This window comes from uncultured Blautia sp. (assembly GCF_902497045.1).
Taxonomy (GTDB): domain Bacteria; phylum Bacillota; class Clostridia; order Lachnospirales; family Lachnospiraceae; genus Blautia_A.
Map to the genome: position 1 here is coordinate 1 of NZ_CABVDF010000055.1, position 14,651 is coordinate 14,651.

The following is a 14,651-nucleotide window of genomic DNA, read 5'->3' on the forward strand; positions in this document are numbered from 1 at the left end:
AAAAAAAGTATGAAACATTCCGGTGATCAGAATATGCTCCAGCGAAGGATCGATACGTGGAGAGGGCCTTCCAAGTCTCCTTAAAACATTCTGATAGGCATGGGTTCCATTTGTTTCAATTTCTACCATTTCATCAATAAACTCTGCAAATTTTGTTCCTTCCGAGCAGCAGAGAAGCAGTTTACATTCCTCTAAATGTTCATACGCATAATGAAGAATATCATCCATGCAAAGCCCCGAAATATCACTCATGACTTCCGGCTGCTGTACAGCAGGAAGCTCGGCAAACTCCTGTTGCGCCTTTATAAAACGGTTGAGAATATATTCGTAATGCTCACAAACGATGGCTTCAAAGAGTTCTTCTTTGCTTTTATAGTAACCGTAAAAAGCACCGGTGGTCATTCCCACGGATTTCACAATATTTCGTAGGGAAGCGTCTTTGTATCCTTTTTCTAAAAATTCCGCTTTCGCTGCCCGGTGGATACGTTCTAAAGTAGTCTGACTTTCTTTGATTCTGTTCACCTCCATAACACTGTTATATATCACTGTTATATTATATGATGTGCAGTGAGTTTTGTCAAGAATCTGTTCCTATTTTACAAGTTCGCAAGCAATGCAATCTTACGTAAGATTGCGTATTTAGCAGAAATCCCGTTCCCGGAATTCCTGCTAAATGCTTGTTGGTGACATATCCCCAAACCCCTGAGATCATTGCCGGTGGCAATGGCTGCGCGTTCCGTTGGAACGCTGAAAACGAAAAGCAGACAACCTTATTGACGAGATTTTTCTGTGCTGCGCTGCGGTTGTGGCGGGGAAGAAATCTCCAATAGATATTCCACATTAGCCCGAACATTATGAAGTTCTTTCATATCATTTTTGGCCTGCTTATAGGCAGAATAGGCTTTCCGTTTTTGTTCCAGAAGATCGGTGTATTCCTCCCGGAGAGATTTGACAGAGGGGAGCTTTTTGATTCCCAACTCGTCAAAATGATTCTTTGCCGCCTGGTGCAGCAGAATTTCAGACTCATGTGCTGTCCGGTATTTTTTGCTGTACCCAGCTTTGCGATATTCTACATAGACAGCCCTCGTTTTCGCATAGTTTACGATCTGCTTTTGCAGCTCGGCATTGGCGTTCATTCTTGACTCCAAATCTTTAATCTGAACGGATAAGGTATTGAAATTAGTGGTAGCGGCGTTGGCTTTTTCCAGAAGATCCTCATAACCCATATCGCCATGTTCTTTTAAGTAGAGCACTGCCTGAGAAAGCTGTTTTAAGTTGAACACTTTTGCCCAACGCTCATAACCGGGACCTTTGCCGGAACGGATCGCAGCTTCAATATCAACCAGCAATCCAACTTTGGAAACCGGTTTTTTTGAAAAAGTATGGCGGGATTTTACTGTCCGTGTACCAGCAATTCGTTCTTTGATGGCCTGTTCTGTATAATCGCCTTTGAGCGTATCGCATCGGGTATAATTTTCCTGTCCCGGAACTCGGAACCGAAGATGTTTTCTTTCACGGTTAACTTCAATCCCGGCAGCCTCCAGCTTCTTTAGAAGTTCCTCAAAATCTTTTGGCTTTTCTTCTAATGCAGCATCAATAGCAATGCGTATCTGCTCCTGAAAGGAAGGCTGCTTTTTATTTCCCAGCCATGTGCCATAATGCTCCCGGCTGGGTTTCGGATTTTCAACAATCGAAAGACCATGTTCCAAACACAGCTTGTCATTCATTCGCCGGATCGCCCAGGTAGAGCCCCAGAAGTTGCGAAATTTTTTCTGACAGTCCAGTGTAGTAGAGTTGATAATGATGTGATTATGGACATGGTGCTTATCTACATGGGTGCAGACGACAAAGGCATGGTTTCCTTTTGTGAGTTTCAGCGCCAGCTCCCTGCCGATCTGATTGGCTTCTTCCGGCGTAACTTCGCCGGGCTTAAATGCCTGACGGAGATGGTAGGCGATCACATCATCCGCACCCTGATTTCTGCCGGTCAGATTTGCATACTGTCGTTTGGACAGAAGGAACTCTGCATCAGCAAGCCGGGTATCACACTCATAGCCATAAATGAATTTTCCAAAATCGGTTTTCTGCGGATTTTCTACATAATCAATAATATCTGCAATCGCAGTAGAGATGTCCCGGCCTTTTCCTACATGCAGAGGCATCAGTCTTGTGGTTGCCATTTTCGTCACCTCCTTAACTTAGAATTTGCATCCCTATATAAAGAAATTGTGGTAGCACTTTAGTTAACTCGGCTGGACTTGTTAATTATCATTAAATTTATAACCATAGCCAATTACTGTTTTTATATACTCATGTCCCTTGCAATATGGTTTTAACCTTTTTCGTATTTGAAAAATCGTGTTTTCTACTGCGTGCAAATGGTTATTTGTGGGTTCATGCCAAATCTGTTCATAAATCTGTTCTTTTGTGAATGTGGTTTGAGGAGATTGCAGTAATAAATAAAGGACTTCAAATTCGTTTGTTGATAAATAAATTTCCTGTTGATCTAATATTGCACAATGTCGGTTAACATCAATATGTAAAGTGTGATTTGTTTGATTTAATCCCCAAAATTCTCGTGCTATTGTCCGGTCATTTGCAATCTGTTCAAGCAGCTGGGATAATTCATTAAATTTTCTTACTTCCCTCAATTTCTTATATAGATTAACAGTTATCGTACACCCATATATGTCCTTATCAAAATCAAAAATATGTGTTTCGATTGAAACAAAGCTATCATTATCAAGTGTAGGGCGCGTCCCAATATGGGTAACACCATAATATATCTTGCCACTTAAATAATATCTGCCACATACACCCCTGTCTTTGGCAAAAATGTATTTTTTGCTATTTCTATGTTTGCGGTAGGTGTCCCCACATGCTTTCCAATACCTCGGCCATGTATAACGATCCCTGTTAGTGTGTAAATAGGCTCATTTATTTTTTCTTTCATTTCAATCCTCATATAATCCCATTCATTGACAGGATAATCAAAACACAAGTTACTATAATAAAACTTGCCAGCATAAGCAGACCAGTATGCTTTTGTCTTGCTTCATTTTCCAAAGTAGCAACATATCCGCTTTTTCTCAAAGCGGTAACTATGGGCTTATACAGTAAAAATGTAATGGACGCATTTAACCCACCTTTCAATAAGTTAAATGGAAGAAAGGCAGGAAGTAACAATTCTACAACTGCTTCTCTTGGATACCCCATATAAAGTGGCGTTACCAAATAGTTCCACAACAGCATAACGATAACCGTTATTAGCCATCCCGATGCCAGACCAATCACTGCACCAGATAAAGTGTGCTTTTTTTTGTAAATGACAGATGCCGTACACGCAAAAGATAGTGTTTGTACGATATTCATAATACAACCTAATATTCCGGTATCGCTTACTGTAATCATTTCAAGGGTTGCTACAATAACAGATACAATGCAGGAAGTCATCGGCCCCCAAATAAAGCCGCCCAAAGTTACAATAACATCGGATGGATCATACTTTAAGAATAGAATAATAGGAATCCTGCCAACAACCATAGTGACATAAGTAATCGCACATAGCATACCAATAACTGTGATTCTTTTTGTTTTACTGTTCATAATTGCTTTCCTCCGTGGCAAAAAATTAACACCCAAAAGAAAAATGTCTTTCAGGTGTTAGCATTATAATTAGGCCACAGAAAAGAAAGTAACCCTCTCAAAATCTGCGGAAATCTAACCATATCTTCTTTCATCCAGACTATACTGTTGGTTTTGGAATTACACCAAATCGTGCGTTTTACGCTCGCGGACTTTACCGCCAATCGGGAATTTCACCCTGCCCCGAAGACACTTTTATTCAGTTGTTTTCCCTGCAATTATAACATCAACTATTTTGGGAAGCAATGAGTTGAAGAGAGTTCGGAAATATTTCGGAAACTTGCATTTTATGAAATGGGACTTACCATCAATTCAATTACCATGTTACTTTTACACATGAGCATTGAAGCTGATCCAGTTCGTCTTTTTCCCTGGCATAAGAGGCAGCATGATAATAAACAGGGATTGTATCTCTCAATAAAATCCCGCCAATCAAAGAAGTTATAATTGCAGAAAAAGAGCGGGGCTTCCTATGCGCCCCGCCAAATCTGCTTAACCAAATATAAAATCCTTTAAGGCACTGTTTGCCCCGCCAATGATCCCTACCAGCCATGCAGCCGCCAGAGGCAGACCGTATGGACTGATAAGAAAGGCGATCATAAGCCATGCAAGACCCGGCAAAAATCCTGCGACAAAGAACAGCACCAATGCCGCCAGAAAGATGATCCCGGAAAGAATCCCAAGTACCGCACCGGAAAGAACCACTAAAAATTTACATACCAGATAAAGAATCCCCGTAACCAGCATAAAGGGAAGTGCCAGTAATTTACCTATCAAACGCATACGCTTTGCCTCCTTTCAGAAGGGTATCTGCCCTTATAAAAATTTTACCGTGACGGCAAAAAGAAAGCAACGGCTTTCCGGCTGTTTATGAAATGTTTGCAAATCCCCGGATCAGTTTGTCCATGCCATCCCAAAGGCTGTCCAGACGGGTGCGGATGTCATCTATATCTGCGGCATAAATATTACCGGTCTCATTGGCTCGTCTGGTATATTGGTTTAAGTTATTGGAACAAATGCGGAGAAGCCGGATCATTTCCTGAATATCTCCCATATCAAGGTGAATGATGTAACCGTCTACGGCCATCTTTCGCAGATATGCCGACAGGTTGGTAATGCCAAGTTCCGCCATGCGTTCTTTTACCAGTTCGGCCTCCGCTTCGGACATGACAAATTCGACGCGGACGGATTTTTTGTTATGCCCGCCCTTCATCGTTCCAACCCTCTTTTATGAGATGAGACCTCTTGTGTTGAAACCACCGTCTTTGCTTTTTTGAGTTTTTCCCGCAGGGTGGTCTTTTCCAGCTTATCAAGATATTCCTCCAAATTTCCGGCTGTCGCATGATAGCTGCGTTTGAGGCGTTCCCGTTTTAGGATCATCATCAGCTCCGGCTCATTTTCCGGCAGATAAGTCATTGTTTTAGGTGATCCATGCTCTAGCATAAGCCGATTCATAAGCTGTCTCCGTTCCTGATAGGGAATCGTGATAACATTTCCATCCTCAAATGCAACGGCTACACTTCCGATTGGACAGGTCAGCTTTTTCATCCGTTCCACATGTTCTCTGTAATTTAGCGGATAGAGATCGCCAAATATTTTTCCGTCCCTAACTTCTTTCAAAGAGATGGCATAAGCCAAAATGGGATCATTTGTCTGTTCCTGGTAAAACCGCCACACTTTGTTTTCATGGCTGCCATCCAGATAAACTTCTCGTTCACGCAGGGTATAGGTTCCGCAGGGTCGTGACATCCAAAGAATCTGTTTATCCTCCGAACGGTCTGACACAGCCAGTTTTGAGATCAGTTCTTTATCCAGATCAAAGTCCTCTTTATAATGTTGGGTATGAAGATCTACGACACGGGAAAGAGCACCCAGAAGATCTACATCCTCAAATCTTACTCCGGCCATCAGCGTTCCCTTTCCGGCACAGGAGGGATCATCTGCCTTGCTTCATGCTCCGGTTTATCTGCTTTCAGACGATCCATCAAAGACGGCTTTGCTTCCGGCACCAGCTCCCGGATTTCTTCATCTGTCTGTCCGTCTGTCAAATCCGGGCGTACAGGAGGTTCGTTGTTCAGCCTGCCATCCAGCATATTGTAGTTGCCGGTTTGTCCTTCCTCATAAAGTTCCGCATTGCGCAGATAACTCTCCGGTGCCTGAAATGGCTGTCCGGCAAACAGAATTTCTCTTTGGGTGGTAAACTGTGCAAGGACGCCATTTTGCAGTCTCGCAAATTCTTCATACTGACGCAGGGTAAGCCCTCGTTCCAGCATTTCCGCCTGGGTATGCGCCCAGCCTTCTCCATAAAGAAAATAATACATGTCGGGCTGATCACAGACAAAGCACAGGGAGCCGTCCTGATTGTCATAGTAAGATGGCTGCATATCCTGATAATGGCAGCGTTCCTCACGCCCCAAATATACACGGTTGTCCGCACCCAGCATAGCGACCATGCCTGCGTAATTACTATGGACCGCAGAGCGGATTTCTACCAGCGGATCTGTTTGAGAAGGAATCTGTCTGCCCGGAATCTCATTTTGTTTTTCCGCTGCATCATTTCTTGGTGTCACTTCTTCATGGCTGCGTGCATCCAGCTCCGGTTGAGATGTTCCTTTCCGAACAGCACCGGGTTCCGGTTCTTTTTCTTTCACATAGTATCGGACATTTGCTGTCGTATGCTCGTTGGCTTCCTTTGCATAGTTTTCAGCATCGGCTTTGCTATCAAATTCCAACGGTTTTCCATTTTCCTTGCACCAGCTTTGTGCCGGTCCGAAAATAGAAGTGCTGCTTCGTACCGCCCATACACCATAGGTCAGTTTCTTTTCCATTCCGCATCCCTCCTTATCGTTCCTGTTGTTTGGAAGTTTGTTGCTTTTTTACCGAGTCTGCCGGTTTTGTTGCTTTTAGCTGCTGACGGAGAGAATTCTTATGCTCCGGTTCGGAATCTGTGATGTTGACATATTCGCCAATGATACAGAGCGCTTCTCCATAACTGCCGGAAGCAAATACCCGATCAGACAGTTCTTTTGCCTGTTCTTTCAGACCATGCTCCCTCAAAGTACGGGAAGCAATACCCAACAGATTAAAAATGTTCCCATCTGCTCCGATCAGTGGACAATCCGGTTTATCTGCCAACGCTTCCGGTGTTTCTATAAATCCGCCTAAATAATTCGGCACAAAGTCCGACAGCCATGTGCCGCCATAGACTTCATGGGTCTGTAAACGCCACAGGGCAAGTTTTCCTATATCCAGTTTCACATCATCAAACGGGTAAAGCAGACAGGTCAGTTCGCCGTGCTGAAAAGCAGCCACATTCCCAAACTGACTGCCATCTTTCAATATGCCTGCATTTGTCAGCATTTCATTGATTCCGTCCACCCATTCTGTCAGATCCCCGCCACAGCCCTGTAAAATCAGTCCTTCCTTATCGGGCATACGGCGAAGATCCTCCGCAGTAATCGTGTTGATATTCAAAAAATCGCCTCCTATTGTTTTTTGTTAAAATATATGTTTTGTCCGCAACTTAACCTCATTTCAAAGCACTGGAGTATTCTTATACAGATCCCTTGAAAACAGGTGCAAAAAGCCCTTGAAAATCAAGGACTTTTGGGGCTAAGTTGCGTACATATCATAGTTGGTTTTGCCGCTTCCGGCGTTTGCGTTCCCGCTCGGATTTCCGTCTTGCATAGATCCGGCAGGCAGCGGAACAATATGCCTGGCTGGTCGTAGGAAGATATGCTTTTCCGCACACAGGGCATATTTTCTGTCTCATGGAGGTGTCCTCGCCGGTAATGGCTGATTCCAGTGCTGCATCCACCGGCAGCACCGCTTTTTCAAAGTACCTGCAATAAGCGCCGGTCCACCATTTATTCAGCATATAGCAAGGACTGTCCAAAGGAAGGCAGATCTTATCCTGAGAGTCATAGTTGGCGCAAAGCTCCGTAACCAGCTTTCGGATCGCAGCCCGCTCCGAGCGGTTCAATTCCCTCTCTGCCATAACGCCTACCTTTCCGGGGCACTGCTTTGCCGGCCGCTGGAAATTCCGGTTATATCAGTAATATTCCTGGACTGTGAAAGGGCATCGGCGATAGAGTTCCGCTTTTTCTGTTTCGGTTCATGGTAAATAAAAAGTTCGTTTTTTCCAGGCACATACAACAAACCATTTTCTTCGCACCGGAAAATGTCACATTCTTTGTCGGTTGCGACGGTATAAAAGTCTTTGTAATCATAAGGTGCTTTTTGCCGATCCTGATAGGTACACAACCCTAAGTTGAAGTCACTTGCCAGCCGTTTCGATATGGCGAAAAAGTCGCCTTCTTTTTTGTGAAATTTTCGTATGGGCGTGAAGTGATAACCGCCATATTCAAAGGTTTTTCGATCACTCATTTACGCCTGCCTTTCTTTACGGGAAATTCCAGCTTGAAATTCACATATTTACCGCCGGTATCATCCAGGATCACTTCCGCATCATAGGTCTTTCCTGTTTTTTCACTGTAAAGCCCGGACATAGAAATACGGCCCTCTTTCAAAAGAGCCGCTGCCACAGACTTTGTGATGGATTTTTTCTTGCTGGAAAAGAAACGGTTATCTTTCCAAAGAGCAAATGAACATTCCCTGTTGTCGCAGAAAAAACCTTTCTTTCCTTCATATACCGGGGCTCCGCAACGAGGACATACCCCCACGGCTTCGTGTGCAGTTCCTCTGGAAGAAGGAAACAGATCCGCAAAACGTTCCTCCGGGGCAGTATGTTCTTTTACCAGCGTCCGGCTCATATCTGCAATCTGATCCATAAAAGATGTTGCCGACAGTTCGCCATGTTCCACTTGTTTCAGCATGGATTCCCATTCTGCAGTTAAGATGGGAGATTTGATATTGTCCGGCAGGACTGCGATCAGGTTCTTTCCTTTTTCCGTAGGAATGAGCTGCTTTTTCTTTCGCTGTACAAATCCGGCAGAAACCAGCTTTTCCAGTGTTGCCGCACGGCTAGCCGGAGTACCCAATCCTTTACGCTCGGCATCTTCCGGCATATCTTTCGCACCGGCCGTCTCCATAGCGGACAGCAGCGTGTCCTCCGTATAATGTTTCGGCGGTGAAGTTTTCCCTTCACGGAGACTTGCTGACACAGTTTCAAAAGTCTGTCCTTCCTTCAGCACAGGGAGAGCAGCATCTTCGTTTTCTCTATGTTCCGTTTCACTCTGCCTGATACTCATACGGTGAATCCGTTCCACCTCTTTCCAGCCGGACTGTAAGATGGTCTTTCCTTTTGCCGTAAAAGTATGTCCCTGGCAGTCTAACATAGCGGTGACCGCTTCAAACCGGTTTGCCTGCGTTGTGGCACAAAGCAGTCTGACGGCAAGCAGGGTAAGCACATCCCGCTCCCCGGAAGGAAGCTCTGACAGGTCTGTCCGTGCAATCTCCACAGTTGGGATGATGGCATGGTGGTCGGTCACTTTGCTGTCGTCTGTTACCCGGTCAATGTCCGGCTCTCCGGCGCAGCCTTTTCCAAAGGGCATATTGTCACGCAACCATAGGATCAGGGAAGCGGCGGTTGCCTGCATGTCCTTCGTCAAATACTGGCTGTCCGTTCTCGGATAGGTTGCCAGCTTCTTTTCATAGAGAGATTGCACATAATCAAGGGTCTGTTGAGCTGTATATCCAAAAATACGGTTACATTCCCTTTGCAGAGTTGTAAGGTCATAAAGACGGGGAGGCTGTACTGTTTTCACCTGCTTTTCCACAGAACGCACAAAAGCGGAGTTGTGGTCACAGTCCATACGGATTTTTTCAGCCTCGGATCGTTCCGTCATTTTTTCGCCGGAAGCAGTAAAGCCTCCGCAGGTAATTTCCGGCACATAAAAAGGCTTACTGATGAAGGATTCAATATCCGACTCACGCTGTACCAAAAGTGCCAGTGTCGGTGACATAACACGGCCGACATTTAGGGTGACACCATACAGGACAGAAAAAAGCCGGGTGGCATTGATCCCGATCAGCCAGTCGGCTCCTGCCCGGCAGACCGCCGCATCATAGAGCTTATCGTAATCACTGCCGGGATGGAGATGGTCAAAGCCCTCACGGATCGCCGCATCCTCCATACTGGAAATCCAAAGGCGTTCCATAGGCTTTTTACATCCGGCATATTCATAGACCAGACGGAAGATCAGTTCTCCTTCTCGCCCGGCGTCCGTAGCGCATACCACGGAATCCACCCGTTTGTCCTTCATCAGCCGGCACAAAAGGGCAAGCTGCGTTTTCTTATCCTTTGGCACTTCATATTTCCAGTTTTCCGGTAGGATCGGAAGATCCTCATACCGCCATTTGGCATACTGTTCTTTGTAAGCCTCCGGCTGTGCCAGTTCCAAAAGATGTCCCACGCACCAGCTCACCAGATAGCCGGAACCTTCGAGATAACCGTCTTTTCTTTCCCTTGCACCTAATACTGCTGCCAATGACATAGCAACAGAGGGCTTTTCTGCAATCACAAGTTTCATATTTTTGTAACCTCCATTTCTTACAGACTTACTTCACTGCGGTGGGGCTGCTTCGGTGCTGTGTGATCTGCCTGCTGAATCTGTGCTTTTTTATCCGATAGCCGTCCTAAAACGCTTTTTTCCTGTCCACGCTGCAGCAGTTTTGCCTCACAATCATAATACTGGACCTTATCCGAAAGACGGTCCTCCGGGGCTACCTGGGTAGCATTGACCTCCCGTACCATAGCTTCCAATTCGGAAAGCTGCATAGAACCATTATCCGGCAAAATCAGCAGCTCGTGGATCGATGACGGAAGGACATAAAAATTGGTACCGAGTAATTCAGCGACTTTTTCCAGAACGCCGTCCTGCACCGATACAGATGCACCGTTTAATTTTTCCTGATTTGTCAGGATATAAATGGGTATCATTCCTATATCCAATGGTTCTTCCCGGTTAAAGAGGTTTTCAGGTTTTACAGAGAAGATACTTTCTGCCATGACTTCTTCCATGTCATAAAGGCAGACAGGACTCCTTGCGTTTGCTGCCTGCACCGCATCTTTATGAAGCTGTTCTTTTGTGATACCCCACATCTGAATCATGCTTTCAGTAATGGCAACAGAAGCAGTCCCTTCCTCATTTGCTGCAACCTGAATCCTGTAATAAGCTGCCAGATCCCCGCAGGAAGTATAAGGTTTTCCTTTCAGATATTCCTGATTTGTTTCAGGATCGCACATCTGTACCGCCAGCATAGGACGGATGGCCTCATAGTTTTCCAGAACAGAGATGTCCAGCGGAACCCGGTTGTGATTTTCCACCTGAATCTGTGCGATCTGTTTCATCGCAGCATCTAAGGGCAGCCCTTGTTCCACCTGCTCGGCGAGTGCTTCCAGATAGATTGTTGGTGCAGACCGTTCTCCGGGAGAAAGGATCGTCAGTCCGGTCAGCAGCCGGTCGTTGCTTTTTGTTACTTCATTGATGGAAACTACTGCGTTCTGGTATTCCATAGGCAGGTATTCCTTGATATGGCTTTTTACATATTCTACAAAATTCTGATTCAATCGTTGTCCTCCTTTTTATCCGTCAGGTTTGCGTTGTGTTTGGTTTCGGGATGTTCCGTGTTCTCTTTTCCAACCTGCATAAGACACATCAGCATAACGCCGGAAGCCATCCCTCCGGCAAAGGTAAGGAAATGTAAGATCAGGTTCCACATAAGCATTCCTCCTAAAAATGGGTAAAGAAAAACGCCCACTTCAAAGTGAGCGCATCAACAGGTATCTATTTTGTTTTTGGTTTCAAGTGATCCGGCAGGACGATCTCTCCAACCGGGATTTCCCGCAGTTCCTTCTTCATCCGATGGGTAAAGCGGATCGTCTTTGCTGTACCTCCGGTTTCCCGTCCGTCATATACAGCGATCACTCGGTCGGAGTGTTCCACCATATAACGGTTTCTGTGGGAGTAGACGCTTGGGAGATATTTTTCCTGTATCACAACAACATCCGCACAAGCCTCCAGCAGTTCACGGGTTCTTGTTTTCTTATTTAGGCTGTCCAGACGCTTGCGGTAAGGGATCACTGCGATCAGCTCCAGTGCCGGGGTGGTCTGCTTTCTTTCCAGCACCAGCTCCGCAAAATACTGGTCTACGCCATCTGCAAAACCGCTCATAAAACAGGTGAACCCATCTGTAACAGCAGCATCGATCTCATGTGCCAAGGCTGTTTTTATTTTGTTGATCTCATTCTGCGGTAAATCCCTGTGTCCGGTAACACAGCAAGTTTTTCCTTTCATCGGTCATCCCTCCATCTGATAGGTAAAATTCTTCACTTTTCATATAGTAATAGATTTAATTTAGTAAGTCAACGATAATACCCTTTTTCCTTTTGCGGATAATAAAGGGGTGTAAGGTACAATCTATTACAGAATGGGAGGTGAAGGCGATGTATGAAGATTTTGTCCCGGAACGATTAGCGAAGCTGCGGACACAGAAAGGAGTTTCTGCACGCGATATGTCTTTATCGTTAGGTCAGGCAAACAACTACATCAATAATATTGAGAATAAAAAGTCACTTCCCGCTATGCAGTCTTTTTTCTACATCTGCGAATATCTGGGTGTGACACCGCAGGAATTCTTTGATGAAGGAAATACCTACCCGGAAACCTTAAAGGAATTCATTGCAGAGGCAAGACAGCTTGATCCTCAATCCATGCAATATATCCTCGGTATTATGAAAGAACTCAATAGCAGAAAGTAAGCGGTCACGGTAAAGGCCGCTTTTTTCGTGACTTTCTTTATTATATTTTATAATGTTCTCGAAATGTCCGCTCCCTATACCGATAAGTATTCAAAAACTGTTCTCCAAACAGCCTTTTTCTATTCGCCGGTACTGCCAAAGCTGCCGGTTCCTCGTTCTGTTCCCAGATCGGTTACAAAATCCGCAATGACGATCGGCGTGATCACAAGCTGCCCGATACGGGCTCCCTTAAAAAGAGACTGTGCCTGATTGCTTACATTGCTGATGATCGCATGGATCTCTCCACGGTAGCCGGAATCTACAGGCGGCAGTTCACAGACCAGACCTTTTACCGCCATGCTGGTACGGGGAAAGATATATCCCGCATATCCATCCGGTATTTCCAGTCCAAAACCAAGAGGAATTTTGGTGATTTCTCCGGGCTGTAAGGTACAGTCATAGGGCAGATAAACATCCGCTCCGGCATCATTGCCATGCGGACGGTAAGGACGCTGGTGCTCCGGTACGCCAAAATCGATCAGTTTTATTTTCATCGGCAGCCTCCTTCCCAAAGAGCGGGATAGTCTTTTTCTAAAATATCCTCCGGCGTCATATCTGCCGCCAGTTTTCGTCCGCAGGTCATTTTCCCTTCCAGACATCGATCCATCTGACAAAAAGGCCCGGTCAGTGACGGGGCAAACAAGGCAGGGCTTAGATCATAAAGTTCTTTCCAGACCTTTAACAGCACGATCCTTGTTTCATCTGTATTTCTCCGGCATACCCGCTGGCCAATGATATGTTTCCACTGATAAGGGGTGGCGCTGATGAGCAGCACATTCCGCAATCCCTGGGGCGTGGCATATCCGGCCGCATCGTGCCCGCTTCCGGCAGTGCACAGGGCTTCATAACATTTCATGCTTTCATTACAGCTTTTTAAGTACAGTTCCTGTACCACTGCCGGAGCCGTCATAATAGAATACGGGACAACGAAATCCGCCTGTCCCGTATAGTTGCTGTACTGCAGCGATGCACTCATAAATTTTACTTCGTTCTGATGGCGGGTGATCTGTGCCAGAAAACGCCTGCTGGCGCCGACAATGGCTACCGTGATCACCGCAAATTTCTGGATGGTAGGATGGGGAAACGCCCCCATAGCTGCTACTGTCTGAACGCTGAATGATTTTTCGTAGAGCTCCATCAAGTCGTCCATTGAGGCAATCTTATGTCCCTGCTGGGTAAGCCTTGCCGCAAAGACCATGTTTTTTTCTGCTTCCGCCACCGCCTGGCAGTTCAAAATTTTTACTTCGATCCGTTTAATTGGTATGTCCCTCCTTTACAATCGCTTTCAGTAAGAACAGATAGTTAAGACTGTCTGTGATCTTTTCGTCCCATGTGTCCATCGGATAAACCACTTCTTCGGCAAAGCACATATCGTACAAAGAAACAATATGCTTTGCCAGCATACCGACAAGGGCACGCTGGGGCGTTGTATGCTGTAAAGCTGCCGCTGCCTTAAATGCACCCAGCCGGTCCGGGTCATCCCCGGTGTATTCTTTGGTTTTCCGTTTCAAGGTATCAGCACAGAGCCGTACCTGTTCGTCAAAAACGGCATTGACTTCATTTTGTGTAATATAGCATCCCTCCTTTGAAAACAAGAAACCGGCTATTCTAAAGCATCTTAGAATAGCCGGCAAATAAACGGATATGTAATTGTTTATAGTGTATTGATCTCTTTTTCCAGTTCCCGGACCGCTGCTATGACTGTCTCAAATGTCGGAACATCCCCATACAACATATCCTGCATAGAGTTATAGTCCGCTTCCAATGCTGCAAACCGATATTCCGGCGGGAGTAATTTTAATGTGCCCGGCACAGCCTCCGGGTACTTCGCCCATGATCTGGGATAGAATTTCATTTTGAAATCTACAACTTTCTTCAGGAGGTCAAGCCTGGAAAAAGCAGCTTCTTTAACCGGTGTTGCAGCCATGCGGTAGAGATCATAATAATGTCTGGAATACCGCTGCGGCATTTCCAAATGTTCCGGTCTGTTCGCTTCATGGTGCAGGATTGTGGCTTTTTCCCAGAAGGTCCGTTCCGGGGCAACGGTAAGGATTGCAGTTTCTTTTTGCTCAAAAATCTTCGGATAATATTTTGCCGCGTATGGTTCGATCTGCGCTGTTTTTGCAGGAGTCCACGCTGCCAGCGCACCAATCTCTAAACGGATCACCTGTAAGGTCGCCGTATTTGTAAAAAGGTGCGGATAGGCGAAAATGACCGTCTGTTTATCCTTTTCATCTATGTAGAC

The 14,651-nt window shown here is 45.5% G+C and carries 21 protein-coding genes and 1 riboswitch; of the genes, 1 reads left to right on the forward strand and 20 read right to left on the reverse strand.

Features of this window, described 5'->3' with window-relative positions; genetic code table 11:
• The 16 genes from RDS42_RS06015 to RDS42_RS06085 form a co-directional block, all read right to left on the reverse strand.
• Positions 1 to 522 (reverse strand): TetR/AcrR family transcriptional regulator (locus RDS42_RS06015; protein ID WP_308782849.1); only part of this gene is annotated, 522 nt, incomplete at its 3' end.
• 248 nt (positions 523 to 770) lie between these two features.
• Positions 771 to 2,180, reverse strand: coding sequence for a relaxase/mobilization nuclease domain-containing protein (locus RDS42_RS06020; protein WP_308782850.1), 1,410 nt, complete (start codon positions 2,178 to 2,180; stop codon positions 771 to 773).
• A gap of 81 nt (positions 2,181 to 2,261) precedes the next feature.
• Positions 2,262 to 2,837: a riboflavin kinase gene (locus tag RDS42_RS14995; RefSeq protein ID WP_369124210.1), complete on the reverse strand. Its 576-nt coding sequence runs from the start codon at positions 2,835 to 2,837 to the stop codon at positions 2,262 to 2,264.
• A complete protein-coding gene (locus RDS42_RS06025) occupies positions 2,795 to 2,953 on the reverse strand; it encodes a riboflavin kinase (protein ID WP_308782851.1) in 159 nt (52 codons plus the stop codon). The genes RDS42_RS14995 and RDS42_RS06025 overlap by 43 nt, the downstream gene beginning before the upstream one ends.
• Before the next feature lie 8 nt (positions 2,954 to 2,961).
• On the reverse strand, positions 2,962 to 3,606 hold the full coding sequence (locus RDS42_RS06030) for an ECF transporter S component (RefSeq protein WP_069423984.1): 645 nt from the start codon (positions 3,604 to 3,606) through the stop codon (positions 2,962 to 2,964).
• Between the two features lie 118 nt (positions 3,607 to 3,724).
• Positions 3,725 to 3,840: riboswitch (FMN riboswitch) on the reverse strand.
• 297 nt (positions 3,841 to 4,137) lie between these two features.
• Positions 4,138 to 4,428, reverse strand: coding sequence for a CD1845 family protein (locus RDS42_RS06035; protein ID WP_005361132.1), 291 nt, complete (start codon positions 4,426 to 4,428; stop codon positions 4,138 to 4,140).
• Positions 4,429 to 4,513: 85 nt separating this feature from the next.
• On the reverse strand, positions 4,514 to 4,858 hold the full coding sequence (gene mobC / locus RDS42_RS06040; protein WP_173693464.1) for a plasmid mobilization relaxosome protein MobC: 345 nt from the start codon (positions 4,856 to 4,858) through the stop codon (positions 4,514 to 4,516).
• The gene (locus RDS42_RS06045) at positions 4,855 to 5,553 is read right to left on the reverse strand and encodes a hypothetical protein (RefSeq protein WP_173693463.1); all 699 of its coding nucleotides are present in this window, start codon (positions 5,551 to 5,553) and stop codon (positions 4,855 to 4,857) included. The genes mobC and RDS42_RS06045 overlap by 4 nt, the downstream gene beginning before the upstream one ends.
• Complete coding sequence (locus tag RDS42_RS06050; RefSeq protein ID WP_173693462.1) at positions 5,553 to 6,473, reverse strand: DUF4316 domain-containing protein; 921 nt, start codon at positions 6,471 to 6,473, stop codon at positions 5,553 to 5,555. The genes RDS42_RS06045 and RDS42_RS06050 overlap by 1 nt, the downstream gene beginning before the upstream one ends.
• 13 nt (positions 6,474 to 6,486) lie before the next feature.
• The gene (locus RDS42_RS06055; protein ID WP_173693461.1) at positions 6,487 to 7,119 is read right to left on the reverse strand and encodes a hypothetical protein; all 633 of its coding nucleotides are present in this window, start codon (positions 7,117 to 7,119) and stop codon (positions 6,487 to 6,489) included.
• Between the two features lie 154 nt (positions 7,120 to 7,273).
• Positions 7,274 to 7,642 (reverse strand): cysteine-rich VLP protein, encoded by a 369-nt coding sequence (locus tag RDS42_RS06060; RefSeq protein WP_173693460.1) that lies wholly within the window; start codon positions 7,640 to 7,642, stop codon positions 7,274 to 7,276.
• A 5-nt stretch (positions 7,643 to 7,647) separates the two neighbouring features.
• Positions 7,648 to 8,031 carry a hypothetical protein gene (locus RDS42_RS06065; protein WP_173693459.1) on the reverse strand — a complete coding sequence of 128 codons (384 nt, stop codon included), beginning with the start codon at positions 8,029 to 8,031 and terminating at the stop codon, positions 7,648 to 7,650.
• The gene (locus tag RDS42_RS06070; protein ID WP_252997948.1) at positions 8,028 to 10,136 is read right to left on the reverse strand and encodes a DNA topoisomerase 3; all 2,109 of its coding nucleotides are present in this window, start codon (positions 10,134 to 10,136) and stop codon (positions 8,028 to 8,030) included. The genes RDS42_RS06065 and RDS42_RS06070 overlap by 4 nt, the downstream gene beginning before the upstream one ends.
• A gap of 20 nt (positions 10,137 to 10,156) precedes the next feature.
• A complete protein-coding gene (locus tag RDS42_RS06075; protein WP_173693456.1) occupies positions 10,157 to 11,176 on the reverse strand; it encodes a DUF5688 family protein in 1,020 nt (339 codons plus the stop codon).
• Positions 11,173 to 11,328, reverse strand: a complete 156-nt coding sequence (locus RDS42_RS06080) for a DUF3789 domain-containing protein (protein ID WP_244095186.1) — start codon at positions 11,326 to 11,328, stop codon at positions 11,173 to 11,175. The genes RDS42_RS06075 and RDS42_RS06080 overlap by 4 nt, the downstream gene beginning before the upstream one ends.
• A gap of 65 nt (positions 11,329 to 11,393) precedes the next feature.
• On the reverse strand, positions 11,394 to 11,903 hold the full coding sequence (locus tag RDS42_RS06085; protein WP_108980156.1) for an SLOG family protein: 510 nt from the start codon (positions 11,901 to 11,903) through the stop codon (positions 11,394 to 11,396).
• A gap of 149 nt (positions 11,904 to 12,052) precedes the next feature.
• On the opposite strand from RDS42_RS06085, the gene RDS42_RS06090 reads away from it, so the two are divergent.
• Positions 12,053 to 12,367 carry a helix-turn-helix domain-containing protein gene (locus RDS42_RS06090; RefSeq protein ID WP_005361112.1) on the forward strand — a complete coding sequence of 105 codons (315 nt, stop codon included), beginning with the start codon at positions 12,053 to 12,055 and terminating at the stop codon, positions 12,365 to 12,367.
• Positions 12,368 to 12,486: 119 nt separating this feature from the next.
• Here RDS42_RS06090 and RDS42_RS06095 read toward each other — a convergent pair whose 3' ends face one another.
• The 4 genes from RDS42_RS06095 to RDS42_RS06110 form a co-directional block, all read right to left on the reverse strand.
• The gene (locus RDS42_RS06095; protein ID WP_308782852.1) at positions 12,487 to 12,900 is read right to left on the reverse strand and encodes a deoxyuridine 5'-triphosphate nucleotidohydrolase; all 414 of its coding nucleotides are present in this window, start codon (positions 12,898 to 12,900) and stop codon (positions 12,487 to 12,489) included.
• Positions 12,897 to 13,664: an FAD-dependent thymidylate synthase gene (locus tag RDS42_RS06100; protein WP_306776214.1), complete on the reverse strand. Its 768-nt coding sequence runs from the start codon at positions 13,662 to 13,664 to the stop codon at positions 12,897 to 12,899. Before RDS42_RS06100 ends, RDS42_RS06095 begins: the two co-directional genes overlap by 4 nt.
• Positions 13,660 to 14,001 (reverse strand): hypothetical protein, encoded by a 342-nt coding sequence (locus RDS42_RS06105; RefSeq protein WP_243863618.1) that lies wholly within the window; start codon positions 13,999 to 14,001, stop codon positions 13,660 to 13,662. The genes RDS42_RS06100 and RDS42_RS06105 overlap by 5 nt, the downstream gene beginning before the upstream one ends.
• 59 nt (positions 14,002 to 14,060) lie before the next feature.
• Positions 14,061 to 14,651: nucleotidyl transferase AbiEii/AbiGii toxin family protein (locus RDS42_RS06110; protein WP_308782853.1), on the reverse strand; the 591-nt coding region annotated here is incomplete at its 5' end.